The sequence below is a fragment of the Pseudomonas sp. FSL W7-0098 genome, assembly GCF_005930585.1.
GTDB classification, from domain to species: domain Bacteria; phylum Pseudomonadota; class Gammaproteobacteria; order Pseudomonadales; family Pseudomonadaceae; genus Aquipseudomonas; species Aquipseudomonas bubulae.
On the sequence record NZ_RXHW01000009.1, the window covers coordinates 59,611 to 82,456 of the forward strand.

Below are 22,846 nucleotides of genomic sequence, written 5' to 3' on the forward strand. Positions count from 1 at the left end.
TCGCTTCATTTGGGTGCGATAAACGCGGCTAATCGGTAGTCTGCCCCGCTTACCTGCTTGAGATTGGCGCATTACGCCCAAGTCGGGGCACTGGCATGCAATTTGCTCCCTTGTGAGGCAGGTTGCCTTGGCAGAGTATTCGCGCCGGCATCAACCACTTATTAAGGGCATTCCACTACCAGCCCTAAGCCACCCCGGAGGACACTATGTCGAAGTCGGTTCAACTCATCAAAGATCATGACGTCAAGTGGATTGATCTGCGCTTCACTGATACCAAAGGCACTCAGCACCACGTGACCATGCCGGCCCGTGATGCGCTGGATGAAAACTTCTTCACCGACGGCAAAATGTTCGACGGCTCCTCCATTGCTGGCTGGAAAGGCATCGAAGCGTCCGACATGATCCTGCTGCCAGACGACAGCACGGCTGTTCTGGACCCGTTCACCGAACAGCCTACGCTGATCCTGGTGTGCGACATCATCGAACCGTCGACCATGCAAGGCTATGACCGCGACCCACGCGCCATCGCTACCCGTGCCGAGGAATACCTGAAGTCCACCGGTATCGGCGACACCGTTTTCGTTGGCCCGGAGCCAGAGTTCTTCATCTTTGACCAGGTGAAGTTCAAGTCCGACATTTCCGGCTCCATGTTCAAGATCTACTCCGAACAGGGTTCGTGGATGTCCGACCAGGACGTGGAAGGCGGCAACAAAGGCCACCGTCCTGGCGTCAAAGGCGGTTATTTCCCGATTCCGCCGTTCGACCATGACCACGAAATCCGTACCTCCATGTGCAACGCCATGGAAGAGATGGGCCTGGTTATCGAAGTTCACCACCACGAAGTGGCAACTGCTGGCCAGAACGAAATCGGCGTGCAGTTCAACACCCTGGTGAAAAAGGCTGACGAAGTTCAGACCCTGAAATACTGCGTACACAACGTGGCAGATGCCTACGGCCGTACCGCTACCTTCATGCCAAAGCCTCTGTACGGCGACAACGGCTCGGGTATGCACGTTCACATGTCCATCTCCAAAGATGGCAAGAACACCTTCGCAGGCGAAGGCTATGCCGGCCTGTCCGACACTGCCCTGTTCTTCATCGGCGGTATCATCAAGCACGGTAAGGCCCTGAACGGCTTCACCAACCCGGCTACCAACTCCTACAAGCGTCTGGTACCAGGCTTCGAAGCACCGGTAATGCTGGCCTACTCGGCTCGTAACCGTTCGGCTTCGATCCGTATTCCTTACGTGTCCAGCCCTAAAGCTCGCCGTATCGAAGCACGCTTCCCGGATCCGGCAGCCAACCCGTACCTGTGCTTCGCGGCACTGATGATGGCTGGTCTGGACGGTATCCAGAACAAGATCCACCCTGGCGACGCAGCGGACAAAAACCTGTATGACCTGCCGCCTGAAGAAGCCAAAGAGATCCCGCAAGTGTGCGGCAGCCTGAAAGAGGCCCTGGAGGAACTGGACAAAGGTCGCGCGTTCCTGACCAAAGGCGGCGTTTTCAGCGACGACTTCATCGACGCGTACATCGCCCTGAAAAGCGAAGAAGAAATCCAGGTTCGTACCTTCGTACACCCACTGGAATACGAGCTGTACTACAGCTGCTAATCCGGTGACGCCTGCGCAAGCGGCGTGATTTGAAAAAGCCTCCTTCGGGAGGCTTTTTTGTGGGCGCCGTCTTACACAAGCATCGGATCAGAGCTTCTGGATTCGTGCCTGCACCTGACAGCCACCCTGCTGAGTGACCGGTAGTTTGTCGCCACTCAACCAATGGAGACTGACATGCACCCCTTACTCGCCCTCAAAACCCTGCTGCTGGCATGCGCCTGCCTGCTCATGCTGGGCTGCAACAGTTCACCCACTGCGGTAACGGTCGAACAACTGCTCAAGACAGGCCAATCCTGGACAGGCACCCCTTACACCTGGCCGGACGGCAAGCCGGAATTCACCGTGGTCAAAATCACGCTCCCGGCCAACACCGCACTGAAATGGCACACGCACCCCATGCCCAATATCGCCTACGTGGTCGCTGGCGAACTGCTGGTCGAAACCGAAGACGGCATGCACAAAACCACGCTCAAACCTGGCCAGGTACTGCCCGAGATGGTCAATACTTCCCATCGAGGCACCAGCGGCAAGGCCCCGGTAGAACTGATCGTGTTCTATGCAGGCACGCCCGGCATGCCGCTGTCCCATTAACCACGCAAGGCCCGTAGCAGGTACCGGAAGCTGCGTTCGAAACTCAAAACGGTGGTCACCTCAGAGTGGGCGCTGCCTATGTCGCATCGCGCACTCGGGGCTTATGACCGGTGTGCGCTCGAACGCGGCACACAACCTCTGGCTGCACCCATAGCAAATATCCCGCGCACATTTTCAGGCAACTGAATCCATTCATCTAAATTGCACTATATTGGTGCGACTATAGTTTGATAGTGCACTTACCAGCCCAATTTGGTTCATAAACACTCGCATGCCGGGCTGCGGCGATATGCGCCCAGCTTGTAAACGTCTATTTCAGGGGAGCGACGCTTCTTTTCGGAGCCTTGGTTTGGTTTTTGCATTTTCCTTGCACCAGCGCTTCACCGCGCACGCAATCCGGGATCGGCCCATGACCATCAGTGACGCCCTGCACCGACTGTTACTCGACAACCTGACCACTGCCACGCTTTTACTCAATGCTGATTTGCGCCTTGAGTACATGAACCCGGCGGCAGAGATGCTGTTGGCGATCAGCGGTCAACGCAGTCACGGCCAGTTCATCAGCGAGCTCTTTACGGAGTCCACCGAGGCTCTGCACTCGCTGCGCCAGGCAGTTGAGCAAGCGCACCCGTTTACCAAACGCGAAGCCATGCTGACCTCGCTGACGGGCCAGAACCTGACGGTGGACTATGCCGTAACGCCCATCTTGAGCAATGGCGGCACCATGCTGTTGCTTGAGGTACACCCCCGCGACCGTCTGCTGCGCATCACCAAAGAAGAAGCCCAGCTGTCCAAGCAAGAAACCAGCAAGATGCTGGTGCGCGGCCTGGCCCACGAGATAAAGAACCCTCTGGGAGGCATTCGCGGTGCGGCCCAGCTGTTGGCCCGGCAATTGCCCGACGAAAACCTGCGCGACTACACCAACGTCATCATCGAAGAAGCAGATCGCCTGCGTAATCTGGTCGACCGGATGCTGGGTTCCAACAAACTGCCGTCGCTGGCCATGACCAACGTCCACGAAGTACTGGAGCGCGTGTGCAACCTGGTCGAGGCCGAGACCCAGGGCAGCATCACTTTGGTGCGTGACTATGACCCCAGCCTGCCTGACCTGCTGATCGACCGTGAACAGATGATCCAGGCAGTACTCAATATCGTGCGCAACGCCATGCAGGCCATCGGCAGCCAGAATGAGCTGCGCCTGGGCCGCATCAGCCTGCGCACCCGCGCCATGCGCCAGTTCACCATTGGCCACATACGCCACCGGCTGGTGACAAAAATCGAAATTATCGACAACGGCCCGGGCATACCGTTCGAGCTGCAAGACACCCTGTTTTTCCCGATGGTCAGCGGCCGCCCGGACGGTACCGGGCTTGGCCTGGCCATCACGCAAAACATCATCAGTCAGCACCAGGGGTTGATCGAGTGTGAAAGCCACCCCGGCCACACACTCTTCTCGATCTTTCTACCACTGGAACAAGGAGCCGCATCGACATGAGCCGAAGTGAAACCGTGTGGATCGTCGACGACGACCGTTCAATCCGCTGGGTACTGGAAAAAGCCTTGCAACAGGAAGGCATGACCACACAAAGTTTCGACAGTGCCGATGGGGTCATGAGCCGACTGGCTCGCCAACAGCCTGACGTGATCATTTCCGATATCCGCATGCCCGGCTCCAGCGGTCTGGACCTGCTCGCCAAAATCCGCGAACAGCACCCGCGCCTGCCGGTCATCATCATGACCGCTCATTCCGATCTGGACAGCGCGGTAGCGTCCTATCAGGGCGGCGCATTCGAATACCTGCCCAAGCCGTTTGATGTCGATGACGCCGTGTCTCTGGTCAAGCGCGCCAACCAGCACGCCCAGGAACAGCAAGGCCTGGCCGTGGCGCCGACGCTGGCCCCGACGCCGGAAATCATCGGCGAAGCCCCGGCGATGCAAGAGGTGTTTCGTGCCATTGGCCGCCTGAGCCACTCCAACATCACGGTGCTGATCAACGGTGAATCAGGTACCGGCAAAGAGCTGGTGGCCCACGCCCTGCACCGCCACAGCCCGCGGGCCGCGTCGCCATTTATCGCATTGAACATGGCTGCGATCCCCAAGGACCTCATGGAATCCGAGCTATTCGGCCATGAAAAAGGCGCTTTCACTGGCGCTGCAAACCTGCGCCGGGGCCGTTTTGAGCAGGCCGATGGCGGCACCCTGTTCCTCGATGAGATCGGCGACATGCCGGCGGACACCCAAACCCGGTTGCTGCGGGTACTGGCCGATGGCGAGTTCTACCGGGTTGGCGGGCACACGCCGGTCAAGGTCGATGTTCGCATCATCGCAGCCACACACCAGAACCTTGAAACCCTGGTGCAGGCCGGCAAGTTTCGTGAAGACCTGTTCCACCGTCTGAACGTAATCCGCATCCATATTCCGCGCCTGTCAGACCGCCGCGAAGACATCCCGACCCTGGCCCGGCACTTTCTCAGCAGCGCCGCGCAAGAACTGTCCGTAGAGCCAAAACTGCTCAAGGCCGAGACCGAGCAGTACCTGAAAAACCTGCCCTGGCCAGGCAACGTGCGCCAGCTGGAGAACACCTGCCGCTGGATCACGGTGATGGCTTCGGGTCGCGAAGTGCATATCGGCGACCTGCCTCCCGAGTTGCTCAACCTGCAACAGGACGCCTCCCCTGTCACCAACTGGGAGCAGGCACTGCGCCAGTGGGCTGACCAGGCGCTGGGGCGTGGCCAGTCCAACCTGCTCGACAGTGCAGTGCCGACCTTTGAGCGGATCATGATCGAGACGGCGCTCAAGCACACCGCAGGCCGCCGTCGCGACGCTGCCGTGCTGTTGGGCTGGGGCCGCAATACCTTGACCCGCAAGATCAAGGAACTGGGCATGAAGATCGATGGCGACGAGGATGAGGGCGACGAGGCTTGAAGCCGTTCAAAAGCGCCCTCACCCAACCCTCTCCCGGAGGGAGAGGGAGCTGATGGGTGGTGTTTCATAAATCTGCTTTTGCCTTTAGTCCCCTTTCCCTGCGGAAGAGGGTTAGGGGCTCTTGATCTGACCGCACCACCCTCAAGCAACCCGCCCCAATATCGTGCACAGCTCTAGCTCAAGGGTTTTCGCCAAACCCGGGAACAAAATCAGCCCCCAAACAAAAGCCCCGGATTCCGGGGCTTTTGCGTACTCAAGGGGCAATTTTTACAAAAAATCAAAAACTGGCACGCGCCCTGCAATACCTATTACACGCAACACCGCTTTAGGGGACCTTGATACAGGCAGGTCAAGACTCCCCACTTTTACACCGCAGCCTTGATGCCTTTTGCATCAACGCGCACAGCGCTTTTGGGGAACCCGGTACAGGCAGGCTGGAATTCCCTCTTTTATTACTCTCGCAGGTTTACCTGCAACCGCCAGCGTCCATCTTGCGACGCCCCGGCCCAGTCGCCCTTCAAGGCACGGGCCGCCACCAGGGTCAGCAGCAACCCGCCATCCGTATCACGCACCCGCCAGTTCACGCTCTTGCCGTTAAACGTCAACTGGCCGCTCTGCACCTTGCCCCTGGCATCAAACAGCAACCCCAGCGTGCCGTCGACCAGCTCACCATGCAGCTTGGGCTCGGCGCTGAACCACACCACCAGGCCGCCGGGCAGCACGTCCACCTGCTGCAGCTCCACAGGGGTTGGCGCGGTCAATCGACCGATCATCATCCCCACCATCACACCGACTATCGCCAAAGAACCTAAAACCCGTGGCCATAGTTTCGGTCGCGGGTCCTCTTCAAGCGTAGAATGCTGTCCATCTTTAAGTTCGGAGCCGTGCATGTTTCACGTCATCCTTTTTCAACCAGAAATTCCGCCGAATACCGGCAACATTATCAGGCTGTGCGCCAACAGCGGCTGCCACCTGCATTTGATCGAGCCTATCGGTTTTGAGCTGGACGACAAGCGCTTGCGCCGTGCCGGGCTCGATTACCACGAGTATGCGCCGCTCAAGCGTCATGCCGACCTGGCCAGTTGCCTGGAAAGCCTGGGCCATCCGCGCCTGTTCGCCTTTACCACCAAAGGCTCCAGGCCGTTCCACGACGTGCAGTTTGCCGAGGGCGATGCTTTTCTCTTCGGCCCTGAAAGCCGTGGCCTGCCGCCCGAAGTGCTCGACAGCCTGGACGGCGAGCACCGCCTGCGCCTGCCTATGCGCGAAGGCTGCCGCAGCCTGAATCTGTCTAACACCGTAGCGGTCGCCGTGTATGAGGCCTGGCGCCAGCTAGGCTTCAAGTAAACACACACCCTGTGGGAGCGGGCTTGCCCGCGATGAAAGCTACGCGATGTACCTGTTGCACCGCAGCGATTCAATCGCGAGCAAGCCCGCTCCCACACACAAAAAAAGCGCCCTCAGGCGCTTTTTTTTGGCAATCGGCTGTTTATTGAACAGTCGGGCTGCCTTCTTCCTGCATGCGCTGCAGTTCTTGCGCGTACAGGGCATCGAAGTTCACCGGAGCCAGCATCAACGCAGGGAACGAGCCACGTGTCACCAGGCTGTCCAGGGTTTCGCGGGCATACGGGAACAGGATGTTCGGGCAGAACGCGCCCAGAGTGTGGTTCATCGACGCTGGATCAAGGTTTTTGATCAGGAAGATGCCAGCCTGTTGCACTTCAGCAATAAAAGCCACTTCGTCGCCGTTTTTAACGGTAACCGACAGGGTCAGAACCACTTCGTGGAAGTCGCCTTCCAGCGGCTTTTGACGGGTGTTCAGGTCCAGGCCAACGCTCGGTTCCCACTGCTGACGGAAGATCGCCGGGCTTTTTGGCGCTTCGAACGACAGGTCACGCACGTAGATGCGCTGCAGGGAGAATTGTGGTGCGGTGTCTTCATCGCTAACAGCGGCGGTGTTCTGTTGGTCAGTCATCACAGATCCTTGTTGATCTTGGGGCTTATAGAGAATGAGAGTCAGACGTTCAGCAGCGCATCCAATTTACCTGCGCGCTCCAGAGCAAACAGGTCATCGCATCCGCCAACATGCTTGTCGCCAATCCAGATTTGCGGAACCGACGTGCGGCCTGCCTTCTGAGCCATCTCGGCACGTACCTGTGGCTTGCCGTCGACTTTGATCTCTTCGAAGGCAATACCCTTGTTCTCAAGCAGAGCCTTGGCACGCATGCAATAAGGGCAATAGTCGCTGGAGTAAACGATGACCTTGGACATAGTTACTTCACCACTGGCAGGTTGTCAGCGCGCCAGCTGGAAATGCCGCCAGACAGCTTGGCAGCATTGTAACCAGCCTTGAGCAGCTCACGGGCATGGCCGCCCGAGTGCTGGCCGGCAGCGTCGACCAGAATGATGGTCTTGCCCTTGTGCTTGTCCAGCTCGGCAATGCGCGCCATCAGTTTGTCTTGCGGGATATTAATAGCACCCACGATGTGGCCGGCGGCAAAATCCTTGGCCGGGCGAATATCAATCACCACACCTTCGTCGCGATTGACCAGGCCGGTCAGTTCGCCCGTGCTGATGCTGCGCCCGCCACGGCTCATCTCGTGGGCGATCAACAGCGCCAGCAGGATGACAAACGCGCCTACAAGCAGGTAGTGGGAAGTCGCAAATGCAATCAGGTGCTCAACCATCAGAAGGTTCCAGGGTCGTAAAATGTGGGCCAGTATACACAGCCACCTTGGTCGGCCAAACCCCGCCCGGCGGTGACGCCACATGAACTTCGCTTTAAACTGCGCGTCCTCTGTATACCTTCTTATAAACCAGCCACGAGTGGGATCTATGACTACCACGCCTAAACCTTTGGTCCTGATCATCCTGGATGGCTTCGGTCACAGTGAAAGTCACGAATACAACGCCGTTTATTCGGCCAAGAAACCGGTGCTGGATCGTCTTTGCGCGAGCATGCCGAACGGCCTGATCTCGGGTTCGGGCATGGATGTCGGGCTGCCTGACGGCCAGATGGGCAACTCCGAGGTCGGCCACATGAACCTGGGCGCCGGCCGCGTGGTGTATCAGGATTTCACCCGTGTCACCAAATCCATCCGCGATGGCGAGTTCTTTGAAAACCCGACCATTTGCGCCGCGGTCGACAAGGCCGTGGCTGCAGGCAAGGCCGTGCACATCCTGGGCCTGCTGTCCGATGGTGGTGTTCACAGCCATCAGGACCACCTGATCGCAATGGCCGAGCTGGCATTCAAGCGCGGCGCAGAAAAAATCTACCTGCACGCCTTCCTTGATGGCCGCGACACCCCGCCAAAAAGTGCCTCATCTTCCATTGAACTGCTGGACGAAGCGTTCAAGGACCTGGGCAAAGGCCGTATCGCCAGCCTGATCGGCCGTTACTTCGCCATGGACCGTGACAATCGCTGGGACCGCGTAGAGCAGGCCTACAACCTGATCGTCGACGGCAAGGGCGAGTTCAACGCCGCTACTGCCCAGGAAGGCCTGGAAGCTGCCTACGCACGTGGCGAAAGCGACGAATTCGTCAAAGCCACGACCATCGGCGAGCCGGTGAAAGTGGAAGACGGCGACGCCGTGGTCTTTATGAACTTCCGCGCCGACCGCGCCCGCGAGCTGACCCGTGTATTCGTTGAAGATGACTTCAACGCCTTCGCCCGCGCCCGCCAGCCAAAACTGGCCGGTTTCGTGATGCTGACCCAATACGCTGCCAGTATCCCGGCACCCAGCGCATTCGCGCCCGGCAGCCTGGAAAACGTACTGGGCGATTACCTGGCCAAAAACGGCAAAACCCAGTTGCGCATTGCAGAAACCGAGAAGTATGCCCATGTGACCTTCTTCTTCTCGGGCGGCCGTGAAGAGCCGTTCCCGGGTGAAGAGCGCATTCTGGTGCCGTCGCCGAAAGTCGCCACCTACGACCTGCAACCGGAAATGAGCGCCCCCGAAGTCACCGACCATATCGTCGATGCCATCGAAAACCAGCGTTATGACGTGATCGTGGTCAACTACGCCAATGGCGACATGGTTGGCCACAGCGGCGTATTCGACGCAGCCGTCAAGGCAGTTGAATGCCTGGATGCCTGCGTGGGCCGTATCGTGGAAGCACTGGACAAGGTCGGCGGCGAAGCCCTGATCACCGCTGACCACGGCAACGTGGAGCAGATGGAAGACGAGTCCACAGGCCAGGCGCATACCGCCCACACCTGTGAGCCCGTGCCGTTTATCTATGTAGGAAAGCGCTCGCTCAAAGTTCGCGAAGGCGGCGTGCTGGCCGACGTGGCACCCACCATGCTCAAACTGCTGGGGCTGCCACAGCCGCAAGAGATGACCGGCAAATCGATTCTGGTCGACGCTTAAAACAACGCAATGCCTGTGGGAGCGGGCTTGCTCGCGATACCGGCGACGCGGTGCATCAGGCATTGCGTGGTGATGCTATCGCGAGCAAGCCCGCTCCCACAGGATCAACGGCTACAATTTCACCTTCATCCATTTCTTATAGGTGACGAGGGCGGGCATACTAGGCCGTCCCGTTCCCCAGGTGTCGCCCGCCCCATGCTTCGCGCCCTTATAGCCTTGACCCTCGCATGCATGCTCCAACCGGCGTTTGCCGACGAGCGCGCGCAAACCCAACAGCAGCTGGATGCCACGCGCCAGGATATCAGCGAGCTGAAAAAGCTCCTGGGCAAGCTGCAGGAAGAAAAGTCCGGCGTGCAGAAAGACCTGCGCGGTACCGAAACCGAAATCGGCAAGCTGGAGAAGCAGGTTGAAACCCTGCAACAAGAACTAAAAAAGAGTGAAGGCGAGCTGCTGCGCCTAGATAGCGAGAAAAAAAAACTCCACAGCGCAAAACTTGAACAGCAACGCCTGATCGCCATTCAGGCCCGCGCCGCCTATCAGGGTGGGCGTCAGGAATACCTGAAGATGCTGCTCAACCAGCAAAACCCCGAGAAGTTCGCCCGAACCCTCACTTATTACGACTACTTGAGCGAAGCCCGTCTGGCCCAGCTCAAAGGCTTCAACGAGACACTGCGCCAACTGGCCAATGTCGAGGCCGATATCAACTTGCAGCAAGCGCAACTGCTGACCCAGAAAAGCAGCCTGGACACCCAGCGCGCCGAGCTCGACAAGGTGCGTGCAGAGCGCCAGCAAGTGCTGGCCAAGCTCAATACCGACGTAAAGGACCGCGACCAGAAGTTGCAGGCCCGCGAGCAGGATCAGGCCGATCTGGCTAAAGTCCTCAAGACCATCGAAGAAACCCTCGCCCGCCAGGCCCGCGAAGCCGAGCAGGCGCGGCAAAAAGCCCTGATTGCGCAGCAGGAAGCCGAGAAAAAACGCCAGCGCGAGGCTGCATCGGTCGTTACCGATGCCCCGCGAAAACCGGTGCAATCCACACCGGGGCCATTGGTCTCCAGCGCAGGTGCGTCTTACGGCGGTGCTTTTTCTCAAGCCCGGGGCAAACTTCCATGGCCAGTTGATGGTCGACTGCTTGCACGTTTCGGTGAAACCCGTGGCGACGACTCGCGCACCAAGTGGGACGGCGTGATGATCAGCGCCGGTGCCGGCACCCAGGTACACGCCGTACACGGCGGGCGCGTGGTGTTTGCCGACTGGCTGCGCGGTGCAGGCCAACTGGTGATTCTGGACCACGGTAATGGTTTCTTAAGCTTGTATGGCCACAATCAGACGTTGCTCAAGTCTGCCGGCGACGTTGTAAAAGCCGGTGAGGTGATTTCCACCGTGGGCAACAGCGGTGGGCAGGCCACGCCAGCACTGTATTTTGCTATTCGTCAGCAGGGACGCCCAAGCGACCCTGCACAATGGTGTCGCACTCAGGGATGAGTCCATCACCTTTAATACGTAGGAGTTCGCTCAACATGCCGCATTTGTCCCGCCTCAACTCGCTGGCCCTGACGATCGCTCTGCTGGTCGGCTCGCCATTGGCATTTGCTGCCGAGCCGAGCATTCCGCCAGCCGGGGCTGCTACCAGCGCCAAGGCACCGCTGCCTCTGGAAGAGCTGCGCACATTTGCCGAGGTCATGGATCGGATCAAGGCCGCCTATGTTGAGCCGGTAGACGACAAAACCCTGCTGGAGAATGCCATCAAGGGCATGCTCAGCAACCTCGACCCGCATTCTGCCTATCTGGGGCCGGAAGATTTCGCCGAGCTGCAGGAAAGCACCAGCGGCGAATTTGGCGGGTTGGGCATTGAAGTCGGCACTGAAGACGGCAACATCAAGATCGTCTCGCCGATCGACGACACCCCTGCCAGCAAAGCCGGCATCCAGGCCGGTGACTTAATCGTCAAGATCAATGGTCAGCCCACCCGTGGCCTGAGCATGACCGAGGCCGTAGACAAAATGCGCGGCAAGATCGGTCAGAAAATCACCCTGACCCTGGTACGCAACGGTGGCGCACCGTTTGACGTAACCCTGACCCGGGCCAATATCCAGGTCAAGAGCGTCAAGGCCCAGCTGCTTGAAGACGGCTACGGCTACATCCGCATAACCCAGTTCCAGGTCAAGACTGGCGAAGAAGTGGCCGCTGCGCTGTCCAAATTGCGCAGGGAAAACGGCAACAAGCGCCTCAAGGGCATCATCCTTGACCTGCGCAACAACCCGGGCGGCGTGCTGCAATCGGCAGTTGAAGTGGTAGACCATTTCATCACCAAAGGTCTGATCGTCTACACCAAGGGCCGTATCGCCAACTCTGAGCTGCGTTTCTCGGCTACCGGCAAGGATCTGAGCGAAGGCGTGCCATTGGTGGTACTGATCAACGGCGGCAGCGCCTCGGCGTCAGAGATCGTCGCCGGTGCCTTGCAGGATCAGAAGCGTGGTGTGGTGATGGGCACCACCAGCTTCGGCAAAGGCTCGGTGCAAACCGTACTGCCGTTGAACAATGACCGCGCGCTGAAGATCACCACAGCGCTGTACTTCACTCCGAACGGGCGCTCGATCCAGGCCCAGGGCATTGTTCCGGACATCGAAGTCAGCCGCGCCAGGATCACCCGCGAGCAAGACACCGAGTACTACAAAGAGGCCGACCTGCAAGGTCACCTCGGCAATGGTAACGGCGGTGCCGACAAGCCGACCGGCTCCGGCCCCAAAGCCAAGCCGATGCCCCAGGACGATGACTTCCAGCTGAGCCAGGCCCTGAGCCTGCTTAAAGGCTTGAGCATCACACGCGGCAACTGAGGTGCGTCTTTCCCTGGCCCTCACCCTGCTCTGCTGCCTGACCGGTACCGCCCACGCGGCACCGGTCAGCGCGCCCGCCACACCGCACAAGGCTTACCTGAGCCTGATTATCGATGACCTTGGGCAAAACCTGCCCCGGGACCGCCGCGTGCTGGCGCTGCCCGGCCCGGTCACCACCGCCGTGATGCCCGACACCCCCCATGCTGCCGAATTTGCCCGCGAAGCCCACAAGGCCGGCAAGATCGTCATTTTGCACATGCCAATGGACCCGGCCACCGGGCCCTTTGCCTGGCACCCGGACCTGCCTGTCGACGAACTTGAAAAGCGCCTCAACGCCGCGTTCAAGGCAGTGCCCTACACCAGCGGTATCAACAACCACATGGGCAGCCGCATGACCTCCCAGCCACAAGCGATGGCCTGGCTGATGGGCAACTTGCAGCAACGTCACAAATTCTTTGTCGACAGCCGCACCAGCGCGCAGACGGTCGCGGCGGCCGAGGCGCAAAAAATCGGCCTGGCCAGTGTTTCGCGGGATGTGTTTCTCGATGACGTACGTACCGAGCAGGCGATCACCACACAACTGCACACCGCGATCAATCTGGCGCGCAAGCAAGGTTCGGCGGTGATGATCGGCCATCCCTACCCGCAAACCCTCGCCGTGCTTGAACGGGAGCTGCCCAAGCTCAAGGCCCAGGGCATTGACTGGATCGATATCAGGCAAATGATCGGCGTGCGCAGCAACAAGGCGATGGCCGGACATGGGAAGGATGGGGTTTATCGCTGAGACCCGTGCCATTTGTAGCCGCTGAGGAGCGCAGCCTTCGTTCCTCGTCAGCGGCTACACGCTCTGTGTGTTACAGGTACTTTGCGCGGATTTTCTCATCCACGCCTTCTGCCTTTAACTCATCCAGCGCCTTCTGCAACTTGCTCACCACCTCGTCCGGCACGTCTTTGTTCAGCGCCAAAAACAGCTCGGCCTGATTGAAACGCAACACCGTCTTGAACCCTGAAATCCCTACCTGACGCGCCAAAAATTGGCCAGCTGGAGCACCTGTGGCCCACAAGTCGATTTGCCCGGCCTGCAACTTGCGGGCGTTGTCCTGATCGCGCAGCACAATCACCGGCGCCAGCCCCTGCTTCTCTAGGGACAAGGCAATGGCGTCGCCCTTGTAAGCGCCCACCCGATACTGGCGGGCCTGTTCGAGGGACGTCAGGGTAATCGGGCTATCCCCTCGGGCCAGCAACACCCAGTCATCAGGACCAATAGGGCCGACCCACTTGAACAGCTTTTCACGCTCGGGCACGCGGGCGGTGACAAACACACCGTATCCGGGTTTTTCGAGGGCAAGGTGGTAGATACGCTCCCAAGGGAAACGCAGGGTCATGCTGTAGGGGATGCCGGCACGTTTAAAGGTTTCACGCAGGATATCGACGGCGATACCTTCAATATTATCGTTCTGCGCAAAATTCTTGCCGTTTTTGGCCATGTTGTACGGCGGGAAGTTTTCAGTCAGTAACACGATCGATGAGTTCGACGTATCAGCCGCAAAAGCGGTACTCGCCAGCCACATGGTGGAACTGACGAGAATAGGCACAAAGCGTTTAAACATGACAGGCGACCTGAATCCATGGCGTGCTCAAGAGTGCCGTGGGCACGCCATGCTGTCCAGTAGCCTTTGGCCTTAGCGAACCACGATTCCGCGCTCTGCCATGTACGCCTTGGCCTCTGGCACCGTGTATTCACCAAAGTGGAAAATACTCGCCGCCAGCACTGCACTGGCGTGACCTTCCAGAATGCCGTCAGCCAGATGCTGGAGGTTACCGACACCGCCCGAGGCAATCACCGGAATGCCCAGTGCATCACTGATTGCGCGGGTAACACCCAGATCGAAGCCGTTTTTCATGCCGTCCTGATCCATGCTGGTCAGCAGGATTTCGCCGGCGCCCAGGCCTTCCATCTTCATGGCCCACTCGACCGCGTCGAGCCCGGTTGGCTTGCGCCCGCCGTGGGTGAAAATTTCCCAGCGCGGGGTTTCGCCCGGCAAGGAGACTTTCTTGGCATCAATGGCGACCACAATGCACTGCGAGCCAAAATGTTGCGCCGCTTCGCCCACAAACTCCGGGTTAAACACCGCTGCGGTATTGATCGAGACTTTGTCGGCACCGGCATTGAGCAGGTTGCGTATGTCCTGGATGCAGCGCACCCCGCCACCTACGGTCAACGGGATAAACACCTGACTGGCCATGCGTTCGACTGTATGCAGCGTGGTGTCGCGCCCATCGACGCTGGCAGTGATATCGAGAAAGGTAATCTCGTCAGCACCCTGCTCATCGTAACGACGGGCGATCTCTACCGGGTCGCCGGCATCGCGAATGTTCTCGAACTTGACGCCCTTTACGACCCGGCCGTTATCCACGTCCAGGCAAGGGATGATGCGTTTGGCCAGCGCCATGGGTCTCTCCTCAGGCCTTGTAGCTGTCGCAGAAGGCTTGCGCCTCGGCCACATCCAGCGTGCCTTCATAGATGGCGCGACCGGTAATGGCGCCCACGATGCCCGGCGCCTTGGCGTCCATCAGGGCCTTGATGTCACCCAGGTTGTGGATGCCGCCCGAAGCGATCACCGGAATGCTGGTGGCAGCGGCCAATGCGGCGGTGTAGCTCACGTTGCAGCCCTGCATCATGCCGTCCTTGGCAATGTCGGTATAAACGATGGCCGACACGCCGTCTGCTTCAAATCGTTTGGCCAGGTCGATGACCTGCACGGTGCTCACTTCAGCCCAGCCGTCAGTGGCCACAAAGCCGTCTTTTGCATCCATGCCGACAATGATCTTGCCCGGGAACGCGCGGCAGGCCTCGGCCACGAACTCAGGGTTTTTCACTGCTTTGGTGCCCAGGATCACATAGCTCACGCCCGCTTTGACGTAATGCTCGATGGTTTCCAGGGAGCGAATCCCGCCACCGATCTGGATCGGCAGGTGCGGGTACAGCTTGGCAATGGCAGTGACCACTTCGCCGTTGACCGGCTGGCCTTCAAAGGCGCCGTTGAGGTCGACCAGGTGCAGACGGCGGCAACCGCCCTCTACCCATTTGGCAGCCATGCTCACCGGGTCATCGGAAAATACCGTGGAGTCTTCCATGCGGCCCTGGCGCAGACGTACACAGGCACCGTCTTTAAGATCGATAGCGGGAATAATCAGCATGTGGCAAACCTTCAAATTCGGGAGTCTGAGACTCGGAAATCAGTTCTTCTCGAGCGCCCACAGGTCGCTTTCGATGCTCTCGAACCTCTCTTTGAGGTGCGCCTGCACATCGAAAATCGCCCGATTGTAGTAATGCGGGGCGATTTCGCGGGTGAACAGCTCAAGGATTTCAGCCGCCTCGAACGAACCCAGGTCCAGTTCGAAGCGGTCTTCCATAAAGCGTTTGATCTTGCTGTTGGCTTCGCTCTCTTGCTCAGGGGTGAGCGTGAGAATCGGCGGCTTTTTGCGCGGCGCCATTACCAGCGGCCATCCCAGGCCGCAAAGTTTTCCAGCAGCTGCAAGCCGTGGGTATGGCTTTTTTCCGGGTGGAACTGCACCGCGAAGCGCGAGCCCTCGGCCAGCGCTGCGGCGAAATCAACACCGTAATGCCCGCCACCGACTACCTGGCGAGGATTGCCCGCCGCAATGTAGTAGCTGTGTACAAAGTAGAAACGCGCCAGGTCGGGGATGCCGTGCCACAGCGGGTGATCCACTTTTTGCTGCACTTCGTTCCAGCCCATGTGCGGCACCTTGAGATGCTCGCCGTCTTCGTGCAGGTCCTTGCCGAAGAACTTCACGGCGCCCGGGAACAGGCCGATGCAATCAACACCGCCGTTCTCTTCGCTGCTGTCGAGCAAGGCTTGCATGCCGACACAAATACCGAGAAACGGACGATCCTGACTGACTTCACGCACCAGCGAGTCAAAACCCAGGCGACGGATTTCGGCCATGCAATCGCGGATCGCACCCACACCAGGGAACACTACGCGGTCGGCTTCGCGAATCACGCTGGCATCGCTGGTAATCAGCACCCGACCGGCGCCAACGTGCTCCAGCGCCTTGGCCACCGAGTGCAGGTTACCCATGCCGTAATCGATTACCGCCACTGTCTGCATCAGAGCACGCCCTTGGTAGAAGGCATTTGCCCGGCCATCCGCTCATCCAGTGCAACGGCCATGCGCAGCGCGCGGCCGAAAGCCTTGAACACGGTTTCGATCTGGTGGTGGGTGTTGGTGCCGCGCAGGTTGTCGATGTGCAGGCTGACATTGGCGTGGTTCACGAAGCCCTGGAAGAACTCCTGAAACAGGTCAACATCGAAGCCGCCGACGGTGGCGCGGGTGTAGGGAACATGCATTTGCAGACCAGGACGACCGGAAAAGTCGATGACTACACGGGACAGCGCTTCGTCCAGCGGGACGTAAGCGTGACCGTAGCGGGTCATGCCTTTTTTATCGCCGACTGCTTCGCTGAAGGCTTTACCCAGGGTAATGCCGACATCTTCGACGGTATGGTGATCGTCGATATGCAGGTCGCCTTTGCACTCGATGTCCAGGTCGATCAACCCATGTCGGGCGATCTGGTCGAGCATGTGCTCAAGAAAAGGAACACCGATATCGAATCGGGCCTTACCGGTACCATCCAAGTTGATCGAGGCTTTAATCTGGGTTTCCAGAGTATCGCGCTCGACTGACGCCTTACGTTCGGCCATCACCAGCTCCGCAAAATCATTGGGCGAAAAAGGTGGCCATTATAGGCACGGGTCAGGCAAACAGAAACATTAAGGGTGCGGTGGCTGACGTAATGCGCGTTGACGCACAGGCCGCGCCGCCTGAATCGCGAGCAAGCCCGCTCCCACAGAGACGCAATCCGTCTGTGGGAGCGGGCTTGCTCGCGATGGCGTCAGCGCTGACTCAACACGTCAATCAGTGAAACAACACCGCCGTCTTCTGCACCGTTACCCACACGCCCCACAACAAGGGAATGCCCACGGCCAGCCAGGCTGCAATCACCAATGGCTGACTGCCCGGTGCGGCTTTCCACTCCAGCGACGTACTGGCGTCCGCGCCCTTGTCGTGCCCCAGTGCCTGTTCGGCGGCCAGCTCGGCGTCGGTCATGAAGTATTTGTCGGCCACCGGGCGTACCAGCAGGTTGCAGATAAAGCCCAACACCAGCAGCCCGGCGAGGATGTACAAGGTGATGTCATACGCCGCCGCACGCTCCACCCCGATGCTCAACTGATACTCGCGCAGGTAGTTGACCAGCACCGGCCCCAGCACACCCGCCGCCGCCCAGGCGGTCAGCAGGCGACCGTGGATCGCGCCGACCATCTGCGTACCGAACAGATCGGCCAGATACGCTGGCACTGTGGCAAACCCGCCGCCGTACATCGACAGAATGATGCAGAACGCCGCCACGAACAGCGATACGTTGCCCAGATGGCCCAGGTTCGGAATCATCGCGTACAGCGCAAAACCCAGGGCGAAGAACACAAAGTAGGTGTTTTTGCGGCCCAGGTAATCCGAGAACGACGCCCAGAAAAACCGCCCGCCAATATTGAACAGACTCAGCAAACCGGTGAACCCTGCTGCAATCGCGGCGATCTGCGCCAGCTGCGCTGCATCCAGCTGGCTGAAGGTCAGATCATTGCCCAGCAACTTGCCCGCGAAGACTTCCTGCAGCAATGGCGAGGCCATGCCCAGAATGCCGATACCGGCCGATACGTTAAGGCATAGAACCAGCCATACCAGCGCAAATTGCGGAGTTTTCCACGCCACACTTACGTGTACATGGCGCTGGGTGATCATCGCGTTGGCCGCTTTTTTTGCCGGCGCCTTCCAGCCCTCAGGCTTCCAGCCGGTCGGTGGTACGCGATAAGACAACGCGCCGCCGATCATGAACACGAAGTAAATCGCCGCCATTGCGACAAAGCTCTGCCACACGCCCACACCGTCCGGCCCGGCAAAATGGTTCATCAATGCGGCAGCCAACGGTGCGCCCACCATTGCCCCGCCACCAAAGCCCATGATCGCCATGCCCGTAGCCATGCCACGCTTGTCCGGGAACCACTTGATCAGTGTCGACACCGGCGAGATATAACCCAGCCCCAGGCCGATACCGCCGATAACCCCAGAACCCAGCCACATCAGCCAGATCTGATGGGTATAAATACCCAATGCAGAAATCAGCAAACCGCCGCACCAGCACAAAGCCGACACCACACCGGCCTTGCGTGGCCCGGCATGCTCAAGCCAGCCGCCCCATACCGCGGCCGAGCAACCGAGGAAGATAAAGAACAGGGTGTAGATCCAGCCGAGCATCGAAATCGGCCAGTCGCATTGCGACGAAAACACTTGCGCGATAAAGCTCATGTCTGGCGCACAAGCCACAGGTGCAGTCACGCCCAGGGCTTTGGACAACGGCAGCCAGAACACCGAAAAGCCATAGGCCATGCCGATGCACAGATGGATGGCCAGAGCAGCTGGCGGCACCAGCCAGCGGTTGAAGCCGGGTTTGGCGATGATGCGCTCCTTGGACAGGAACGCAGGCGGCGAAGCAGAACTGCCCGCAGCAATGCTGATACTCATAGGTGTTTCCCCCAGGTAATGAAGTTATTTCCCCGGCACGCTCGCTCCCTGACTTTGGCGCTCTGTGGCACACAGTCGTTTTTATTGGATCGAGACGCGGCAATGTGCCGCAGAAGGCCCGAAAAACAAGCAAAGATTACCATTTGATCGCCAGCCTGGCCCTAACCTGATGTGGTCTTTGGCCAAGCAACTGATCCGCTACTATCCACCCCCCAGTCGGCATGCGCGTGGCGCTATACTCTGCGGCTGAATTTAAAACTTACTCTCACACAGACTTACAAGGACTCGCCCATGAAAGCGTTCGGCAAAATCCTGGGTCTGGTGCTTCTCGGATTGTTGCTGATCATCGTGGCCCTGGGCTTTGCCCTCAGCCATCTGTTCGATCCCAACGACTATAAAGACGAGATCCGCCAGATAGCCCGTGACAAAGCCCACATTGAGCTGACCCTCAATGGCGACATCGGCTGGAGCCTCTTCCCCTGGCTTGGCCTGGAACTGCACGACGCCAGCGTTGCCACTCTCGCAGCGCCGACCCAGCCTTTCGCCGATCTTCAGATGCTCGGCCTGTCCGTGCGCGTACTGCCGCTGCTGCGCAAAGAAGTGCAGATGAGCGACGTGCGTGTCGAAGGCCTGAACCTGCGCCTGACCCGCGACAAGGACGGCCACGGCAACTGGCAGGACATCGGCAAGCCGGCCACCGCCGCCGCGCCAACCACCGGCACCGAGCCCGCTGCGAGCAACAAGCCTGAAAGCGCTGGCCAGCCCCTCAAGCTCGATATCGACAGCCTGACCGTGAACAACGCCCGGGTTGAATATAACGACGAGCAAAGCGGCAAGCAGTTCAGCGCCGAGAGCATCCAGCTGAGCACCGGCCCGGTTCACGAAGCTACCAGTATCCCGGTCAAGCTGACCGCCTTCCTGGGCACCAACCAGCCGGTGATGCGGGTCAAGACCGAAGTTGACGGCAAGTTGCGCTTTGACCGTGTACTCAAGCGCTATCAGTTTGAAGACATGAAGGTCACCGGCGAAGCCTCCGGTGAGCCGCTGCAGGGCAAGACCATGACGTTCGCCGCACAGGGGCAAATTCTGGTTGATCTGGCTGCGAACGTCGCCGAATGGAGCAGCCTGAAGATTTCAGCCAACCAGTTGCGCGCCCTGGGTGAGTTCAAGGCCAACAGCCTCGATACCACTCCGCAAATCAGTGGCGGCCTGTCGATTGCCCAGCTTGATCTGGCCCGGTTCCTCGACAGCATCGGCCACCCGCTACCTGCCATGGCGCCGAACAGCCTGAGCAAGGTCGAACTGGTCAGTCGCCTTTCGGGCACGCCCAGCAGCGTGACCTTTGACGAGCTGAACCTGAAAGTCGACGACAGCACCTTCACCGGCCTCGTCGCCATTGACGATTTCGCCAAACAAGCCGTACGTATTCAGCTCAAAGGCGACACATTCGACGCTGATCGCTACATGCCGCCCAAGTCGGCCGAAGCCAGCAGCGCCAGCGTTGCGCGCAAGGCTGAAGTGCAGAGCAGCGAAGCCGGCGCCCTGGCCGCATCGGGCGATACGCCGCTGCCGGAGGCACCGACCAAAAGCGGCTGGAGCACCGCCAGGATCATTCCGGTCACCCGCCTCAAGGCGCTCGACCTGAATGCTGATATCAGTTTTGGCCAACTGACCCTGAGCAAACTGCCGATACAAAACGCGGTGCTCAAGGCCAACAGCAAAGCCGGTGTCCTGACCCTGGAAAACCTCAGCGGTAACCTTTACAAAGGCAGCTTTGCCGCCAATGGCAGCCTGGACGTACAACCCATGCTACCGGTGGTCAAACTGCAGACCCGTATTACCAATGTGCCGGTGGAAAAAATCCTGCAAAGCCAGGGGCAAAAACCACCGGTGACCGGTCTGCTGACCCTCAACAGCAACGTCACTGGCAGCGGCAACAGCCAGAGCGAGCTGATTTCCAGCCTCAACGGCACCGCCAGCTTTATGCTTAACGATGGTGTGCTGCTCAACGCCAACCTTGAGCAACAGCTGTGCAAGGGTATTTCGGTACTCAACCGCAAAACCCTGAGCGGCGCGCCCATGGGCAAAGACACGCCATTCAAGGAGCTCAAGGGCACCCTGGTGTTCCGCAACGGTGTGGCCAGCAACCCGGACATGATCGTGCGCATCCCCGGCCTGAGCGTCAAAGGCGATGGCGACATCGACCTGCGCGTACTGGGCATGGATTACCGCATCGGCATCATCATCGAAGGCGACACCCGCGCCATGCCGGACCCGGCCTGCCAGGTCGGCAAGAACTTTGTCGGCATCGAGCTGCCATTACGCTGCCGTGGCCCGCTGGAGCTGGGGGCCAAGGCCTGCCGTCTGGACAAGGAAGGGCTGGGCAAGGTTGCCGCCAAAGTGGCGGGCAACAAGCTCACTGACAAACTCGAAGAAAAGCTCGGTGACAAGGTCAGCCCCGAGCTCAAGAACGCGCTCAAAGGGCTTTTCAACCGATGAGAGATGAGCAGTTTTCAACCGCGGTGCTGGACTGGTATGACCAGCACGGTCGCCACGACCTGCCCTGGCAACAGGGCATCACCCCGTATCGGGTATGGGTCTCGGAAATCATGCTGCAGCAAACCCAGGTCAGTACCGTGCTGAACTACTTCGACCGTTTTATGGCTTCACTGCCGACGGTCGAGGCCCTGGCCGCTGCACCGGAAGACGAAGTACTGCACCTGTGGACCGGCCTGGGCTACTACACCCGTGCGCGCAACCTGCAAAAGACCGCCAAAATCGTTGTCGCCGAATATGACGGCCAATTTCCGCGGGATGTGGAAAAACTGGTCGATTTACCCGGTATCGGTTTATCCACAGCCGGTGCGATTGCCAGCCTGAGCATGGGTCTGCGGGCGCCGATTCTGGACGGCAACGTCAAGCGGGTACTGGCGCGCTACACGGCGCAAGAGGGCTACCCCGGCGAGCCCAAGGTGGCCAAACAGCTGTGGGCCACTGCCGAGCGCTTCACCCCCCACGACCGCGTCAACGCCTACACCCAGGCGATGATGGACATGGGCGCCACGCTCTGCACCCGCAGCAAGCCCAGCTGCCTGTTGTGCCCGCTTGAAAGCGGCTGTGAAGCGCACTTGCTGGGCCTGGAAACCCGCTACCCGATCCCCAAACCGCGCAAGGTCATCCCGCAAAAGCGCACGCTGATGCCAATGCTGGCCAATGCCGGGGGCGAAATCCTGCTTTACCGCCGTCCGTCGACCGGCTTGTGGGGCGGCCTGTGGAGCCTGCCCGAGCTCGATGACCTGCAGGACATCGAGCATCTGGCGCTGCAACACTCGCTGGCCCTGGGCGCGCAACACGAACTGACCGGCCTGACCCATACCTTTAGCCATTTCCAACTGGCCATCGAACCCTGGCTGATCCACGTCAAGGAGTCCGGTCATCACGTGGCCGAGGCCGACTGGCTCTGGTATAACCTCGCCACCCCGCCGCGCCTGGGCCTTGCCGCCCCGGTCAAGAAGCTGCTCAAACGCGCAGCCGACCTATTGAACGCTGGAGAGACGTCATGACCCGCACCATCATTTGCCGCAAGTACAAAGAAGAACTGCCTGCCCTTGAGCGCGCTCCGTTTCCGGGCGCCAAAGGCCAGGACATTTTTGACCACGTTTCGGCCAAAGCCTGGGCTGACTGGCAAAAACACCAGACCCTGCTCATCAACGAAAAGCGCTTGAACATGATGAACGCCGAAGACCGTAAATATTTGCAGGGCGAAATGGACAAGTTCTTCAGCGGCGAGGAATACGCACAAGCCGAAGGCTACGTTCCGCCAACCGAATAAACCCCGGTTTTAAAGGCTTTGATCCGTAAGCGACGGTAATAATTAAATATTTTTCAAAAAAGTGTTTGACGGGTTATC

General features: G+C 59.3%; 23 protein-coding genes. 12 read left to right on the top strand and 11 right to left on the bottom strand.

Going from position 1 to position 22,846, the window contains the following annotated elements; all coding sequences use genetic code 11:
* Window positions 1-206: 206 nt before the first annotated feature.
* The 4 genes from glnA to ntrC all read left to right on the top strand — a co-directional run bounded on the left by glnA (window position 207) and on the right by ntrC (window position 5,129).
* The gene (gene glnA, locus FHL07_RS17170) at window positions 207-1,613 is read left to right on the top strand and encodes a glutamate--ammonia ligase (RefSeq protein WP_138738725.1); all 1,407 of its coding nucleotides are present in this window, start codon (window positions 207-209) and stop codon (window positions 1,611-1,613) included.
* Window positions 1,614-1,787: 174 nt separating this feature from the next.
* The gene (locus tag FHL07_RS17175; protein ID WP_095023767.1) at window positions 1,788-2,204 is read left to right on the top strand and encodes a cupin domain-containing protein; all 417 of its coding nucleotides are present in this window, start codon (window positions 1,788-1,790) and stop codon (window positions 2,202-2,204) included.
* Window positions 2,205-2,613: 409 nt separating this feature from the next.
* On the top strand, window positions 2,614-3,699 hold the full coding sequence (gene glnL, locus FHL07_RS17180; protein ID WP_095000793.1) for a nitrogen regulation protein NR(II): 1,086 nt from the start codon (window positions 2,614-2,616) through the stop codon (window positions 3,697-3,699).
* The gene (gene ntrC, locus FHL07_RS17185) at window positions 3,696-5,129 is read left to right on the top strand and encodes a nitrogen regulation protein NR(I) (protein ID WP_088378458.1); all 1,434 of its coding nucleotides are present in this window, start codon (window positions 3,696-3,698) and stop codon (window positions 5,127-5,129) included. Before glnL ends, ntrC begins: the two co-directional genes overlap by 4 nt.
* A gap of 452 nt (window positions 5,130-5,581) precedes the next feature.
* Here ntrC and FHL07_RS17190 read toward each other — a convergent pair whose 3' ends face one another.
* Window positions 5,582-6,019 (bottom strand): hypothetical protein, encoded by a 438-nt coding sequence (locus FHL07_RS17190; RefSeq protein ID WP_095017754.1) that lies wholly within the window; start codon window positions 6,017-6,019, stop codon window positions 5,582-5,584.
* Between FHL07_RS17190 and trmL the strand changes: the two genes are divergently transcribed.
* The gene (trmL, locus tag FHL07_RS17195; RefSeq protein ID WP_095000791.1) at window positions 6,018-6,473 is read left to right on the top strand and encodes a tRNA (uridine(34)/cytosine(34)/5-carboxymethylaminomethyluridine(34)-2'-O)-methyltransferase TrmL; all 456 of its coding nucleotides are present in this window, start codon (window positions 6,018-6,020) and stop codon (window positions 6,471-6,473) included. The two genes, FHL07_RS17190 and trmL, sit on opposite strands and share 2 nt — an antisense overlap.
* 142 nt (window positions 6,474-6,615) lie before the next feature.
* Here trmL and secB read toward each other — a convergent pair whose 3' ends face one another.
* The 3 genes from secB to FHL07_RS17210 are packed head-to-tail and all read right to left on the bottom strand — an operon-like array spanning window position 6,616 to window position 7,813.
* Complete coding sequence (gene secB / locus FHL07_RS17200) at window positions 6,616-7,101, bottom strand: protein-export chaperone SecB (RefSeq protein WP_003438592.1); 486 nt, start codon at window positions 7,099-7,101, stop codon at window positions 6,616-6,618.
* 41 nt (window positions 7,102-7,142) lie between these two features.
* Window positions 7,143-7,397 (bottom strand): glutaredoxin 3, encoded by a 255-nt coding sequence (gene grxC / locus FHL07_RS17205; protein ID WP_095000790.1) that lies wholly within the window; start codon window positions 7,395-7,397, stop codon window positions 7,143-7,145.
* Between the two features lie 2 nt (window positions 7,398-7,399).
* Window positions 7,400-7,813, bottom strand: a complete 414-nt coding sequence (locus FHL07_RS17210; protein WP_086799305.1) for a rhodanese-like domain-containing protein — start codon at window positions 7,811-7,813, stop codon at window positions 7,400-7,402.
* A 148-nt stretch (window positions 7,814-7,961) separates the two neighbouring features.
* Here FHL07_RS17210 and gpmI point away from each other — a divergent pair, with 148 nt between their 5' ends.
* From gpmI to FHL07_RS17230, 4 genes are all read left to right on the top strand, one after another.
* Window positions 7,962-9,497: a 2,3-bisphosphoglycerate-independent phosphoglycerate mutase gene (gene gpmI, locus FHL07_RS17215; protein ID WP_095017755.1), complete on the top strand. Its 1,536-nt coding sequence runs from the start codon at window positions 7,962-7,964 to the stop codon at window positions 9,495-9,497.
* 195 nt (window positions 9,498-9,692) lie between these two features.
* A complete protein-coding gene (locus FHL07_RS17220) occupies window positions 9,693-10,979 on the top strand; it encodes a murein hydrolase activator EnvC family protein (protein WP_095000788.1) in 1,287 nt (428 codons plus the stop codon).
* A 35-nt stretch (window positions 10,980-11,014) separates the two neighbouring features.
* Window positions 11,015-12,331: a S41 family peptidase gene (locus tag FHL07_RS17225; protein ID WP_138738726.1), complete on the top strand. Its 1,317-nt coding sequence runs from the start codon at window positions 11,015-11,017 to the stop codon at window positions 12,329-12,331.
* Between the two features lies 1 nt (window position 12,332).
* Window positions 12,333-13,115, top strand: coding sequence for a divergent polysaccharide deacetylase family protein (locus FHL07_RS17230; RefSeq protein ID WP_095017756.1), 783 nt, complete (start codon window positions 12,333-12,335; stop codon window positions 13,113-13,115).
* Window positions 13,116-13,185: 70 nt separating this feature from the next.
* On the opposite strand, the gene FHL07_RS17235 is transcribed toward FHL07_RS17230, so the two are convergent.
* The 7 genes from FHL07_RS17235 to FHL07_RS17265 form a co-directional block, all read right to left on the bottom strand.
* Complete coding sequence (locus FHL07_RS17235; protein WP_095000785.1) at window positions 13,186-13,941, bottom strand: substrate-binding periplasmic protein; 756 nt, start codon at window positions 13,939-13,941, stop codon at window positions 13,186-13,188.
* 72 nt (window positions 13,942-14,013) lie between these two features.
* Window positions 14,014-14,784 (bottom strand): imidazole glycerol phosphate synthase subunit HisF, encoded by a 771-nt coding sequence (gene hisF, locus FHL07_RS17240; RefSeq protein WP_048383956.1) that lies wholly within the window; start codon window positions 14,782-14,784, stop codon window positions 14,014-14,016.
* A 10-nt stretch (window positions 14,785-14,794) separates the two neighbouring features.
* Window positions 14,795-15,532 carry a 1-(5-phosphoribosyl)-5-[(5-phosphoribosylamino)methylideneamino]imidazole-4-carboxamide isomerase gene (hisA, locus tag FHL07_RS17245; RefSeq protein ID WP_088378464.1) on the bottom strand — a complete coding sequence of 246 codons (738 nt, stop codon included), beginning with the start codon at window positions 15,530-15,532 and terminating at the stop codon, window positions 14,795-14,797.
* A 39-nt stretch (window positions 15,533-15,571) separates the two neighbouring features.
* Window positions 15,572-15,829 carry a DUF2164 domain-containing protein gene (locus FHL07_RS17250; RefSeq protein ID WP_016783110.1) on the bottom strand — a complete coding sequence of 86 codons (258 nt, stop codon included), beginning with the start codon at window positions 15,827-15,829 and terminating at the stop codon, window positions 15,572-15,574.
* Window positions 15,829-16,467, bottom strand: coding sequence for an imidazole glycerol phosphate synthase subunit HisH (gene hisH / locus FHL07_RS17255; RefSeq protein WP_016783109.1), 639 nt, complete (start codon window positions 16,465-16,467; stop codon window positions 15,829-15,831). The genes FHL07_RS17250 and hisH overlap by 1 nt, the downstream gene beginning before the upstream one ends.
* The gene (hisB, locus tag FHL07_RS17260) at window positions 16,467-17,060 is read right to left on the bottom strand and encodes an imidazoleglycerol-phosphate dehydratase HisB (RefSeq protein ID WP_016783108.1); all 594 of its coding nucleotides are present in this window, start codon (window positions 17,058-17,060) and stop codon (window positions 16,467-16,469) included. Before hisB ends, hisH begins: the two co-directional genes overlap by 1 nt.
* Window positions 17,061-17,274: 214 nt before the next feature.
* The gene (locus tag FHL07_RS17265; protein ID WP_095023763.1) at window positions 17,275-18,936 is read right to left on the bottom strand and encodes an OFA family MFS transporter; all 1,662 of its coding nucleotides are present in this window, start codon (window positions 18,934-18,936) and stop codon (window positions 17,275-17,277) included.
* A 291-nt stretch (window positions 18,937-19,227) separates the two neighbouring features.
* Here FHL07_RS17265 and FHL07_RS17270 point away from each other — a divergent pair, with 291 nt between their 5' ends.
* From FHL07_RS17270 to FHL07_RS17280, 3 genes are read left to right on the top strand one after another with little or no spacing between them, the layout of a single operon-like run.
* Window positions 19,228-21,435 (top strand): AsmA family protein, encoded by a 2,208-nt coding sequence (locus FHL07_RS17270; protein ID WP_138738727.1) that lies wholly within the window; start codon window positions 19,228-19,230, stop codon window positions 21,433-21,435.
* On the top strand, window positions 21,432-22,499 hold the full coding sequence (mutY, locus tag FHL07_RS17275; RefSeq protein WP_095017761.1) for an A/G-specific adenine glycosylase: 1,068 nt from the start codon (window positions 21,432-21,434) through the stop codon (window positions 22,497-22,499). Before FHL07_RS17270 ends, mutY begins: the two co-directional genes overlap by 4 nt.
* Window positions 22,496-22,768, top strand: a complete 273-nt coding sequence (locus tag FHL07_RS17280) for an oxidative damage protection protein (protein ID WP_003438557.1) — start codon at window positions 22,496-22,498, stop codon at window positions 22,766-22,768. The genes mutY and FHL07_RS17280 overlap by 4 nt, the downstream gene beginning before the upstream one ends.
* Window positions 22,769-22,846: the final 78 nt, after the last annotated feature.

Bases quoted from the DNA above. Each gene is read 5' to 3' on its own strand.
- glnA (WP_138738725.1), top strand. From the start codon at position 207: ATGTCGAAGTCGGTTCAACTCATCAAAGATCATGACGTCAAGTGGATT.
- hisA (WP_088378464.1), bottom strand. From the start codon at position 15,532: ATGCTGATTATTCCCGCTATCGATCTTAAAGACGGTGCCTGTGTACGT.
- FHL07_RS17210 (WP_086799305.1), bottom strand. From the start codon at position 7,813: ATGGTTGAGCACCTGATTGCATTTGCGACTTCCCACTACCTGCTTGTA.
- FHL07_RS17225 (WP_138738726.1), top strand. From the start codon at position 11,015: ATGCCGCATTTGTCCCGCCTCAACTCGCTGGCCCTGACGATCGCTCTG.
- glnL (WP_095000793.1), top strand. From the start codon at position 2,614: ATGACCATCAGTGACGCCCTGCACCGACTGTTACTCGACAACCTGACC.
- FHL07_RS17250 (WP_016783110.1), bottom strand. From the start codon at position 15,829: ATGGCGCCGCGCAAAAAGCCGCCGATTCTCACGCTCACCCCTGAGCAA.
- FHL07_RS17175 (WP_095023767.1), top strand. From the start codon at position 1,788: ATGCACCCCTTACTCGCCCTCAAAACCCTGCTGCTGGCATGCGCCTGC.
- ntrC (WP_088378458.1), top strand. From the start codon at position 3,696: ATGAGCCGAAGTGAAACCGTGTGGATCGTCGACGACGACCGTTCAATC.
- FHL07_RS17270 (WP_138738727.1), top strand. From the start codon at position 19,228: ATGAAAGCGTTCGGCAAAATCCTGGGTCTGGTGCTTCTCGGATTGTTG.
- mutY (WP_095017761.1), top strand. From the start codon at position 21,432: ATGAGAGATGAGCAGTTTTCAACCGCGGTGCTGGACTGGTATGACCAG.
- gpmI (WP_095017755.1), top strand. From the start codon at position 7,962: ATGACTACCACGCCTAAACCTTTGGTCCTGATCATCCTGGATGGCTTC.
- trmL (WP_095000791.1), top strand. From the start codon at position 6,018: ATGTTTCACGTCATCCTTTTTCAACCAGAAATTCCGCCGAATACCGGC.
- FHL07_RS17280 (WP_003438557.1), top strand. From the start codon at position 22,496: ATGACCCGCACCATCATTTGCCGCAAGTACAAAGAAGAACTGCCTGCC.
- hisF (WP_048383956.1), bottom strand. From the start codon at position 14,784: ATGGCGCTGGCCAAACGCATCATCCCTTGCCTGGACGTGGATAACGGC.
- secB (WP_003438592.1), bottom strand. From the start codon at position 7,101: ATGACTGACCAACAGAACACCGCCGCTGTTAGCGATGAAGACACCGCA.
- FHL07_RS17235 (WP_095000785.1), bottom strand. From the start codon at position 13,941: ATGTTTAAACGCTTTGTGCCTATTCTCGTCAGTTCCACCATGTGGCTG.
- FHL07_RS17220 (WP_095000788.1), top strand. From the start codon at position 9,693: ATGCTTCGCGCCCTTATAGCCTTGACCCTCGCATGCATGCTCCAACCG.
- FHL07_RS17190 (WP_095017754.1), bottom strand. From the start codon at position 6,019: ATGCACGGCTCCGAACTTAAAGATGGACAGCATTCTACGCTTGAAGAG.
- hisB (WP_016783108.1), bottom strand. From the start codon at position 17,060: ATGGCCGAACGTAAGGCGTCAGTCGAGCGCGATACTCTGGAAACCCAG.
- grxC (WP_095000790.1), bottom strand. From the start codon at position 7,397: ATGTCCAAGGTCATCGTTTACTCCAGCGACTATTGCCCTTATTGCATG.
- FHL07_RS17265 (WP_095023763.1), bottom strand. From the start codon at position 18,936: ATGAGTATCAGCATTGCTGCGGGCAGTTCTGCTTCGCCGCCTGCGTTC.
- hisH (WP_016783109.1), bottom strand. From the start codon at position 16,467: ATGCAGACAGTGGCGGTAATCGATTACGGCATGGGTAACCTGCACTCG.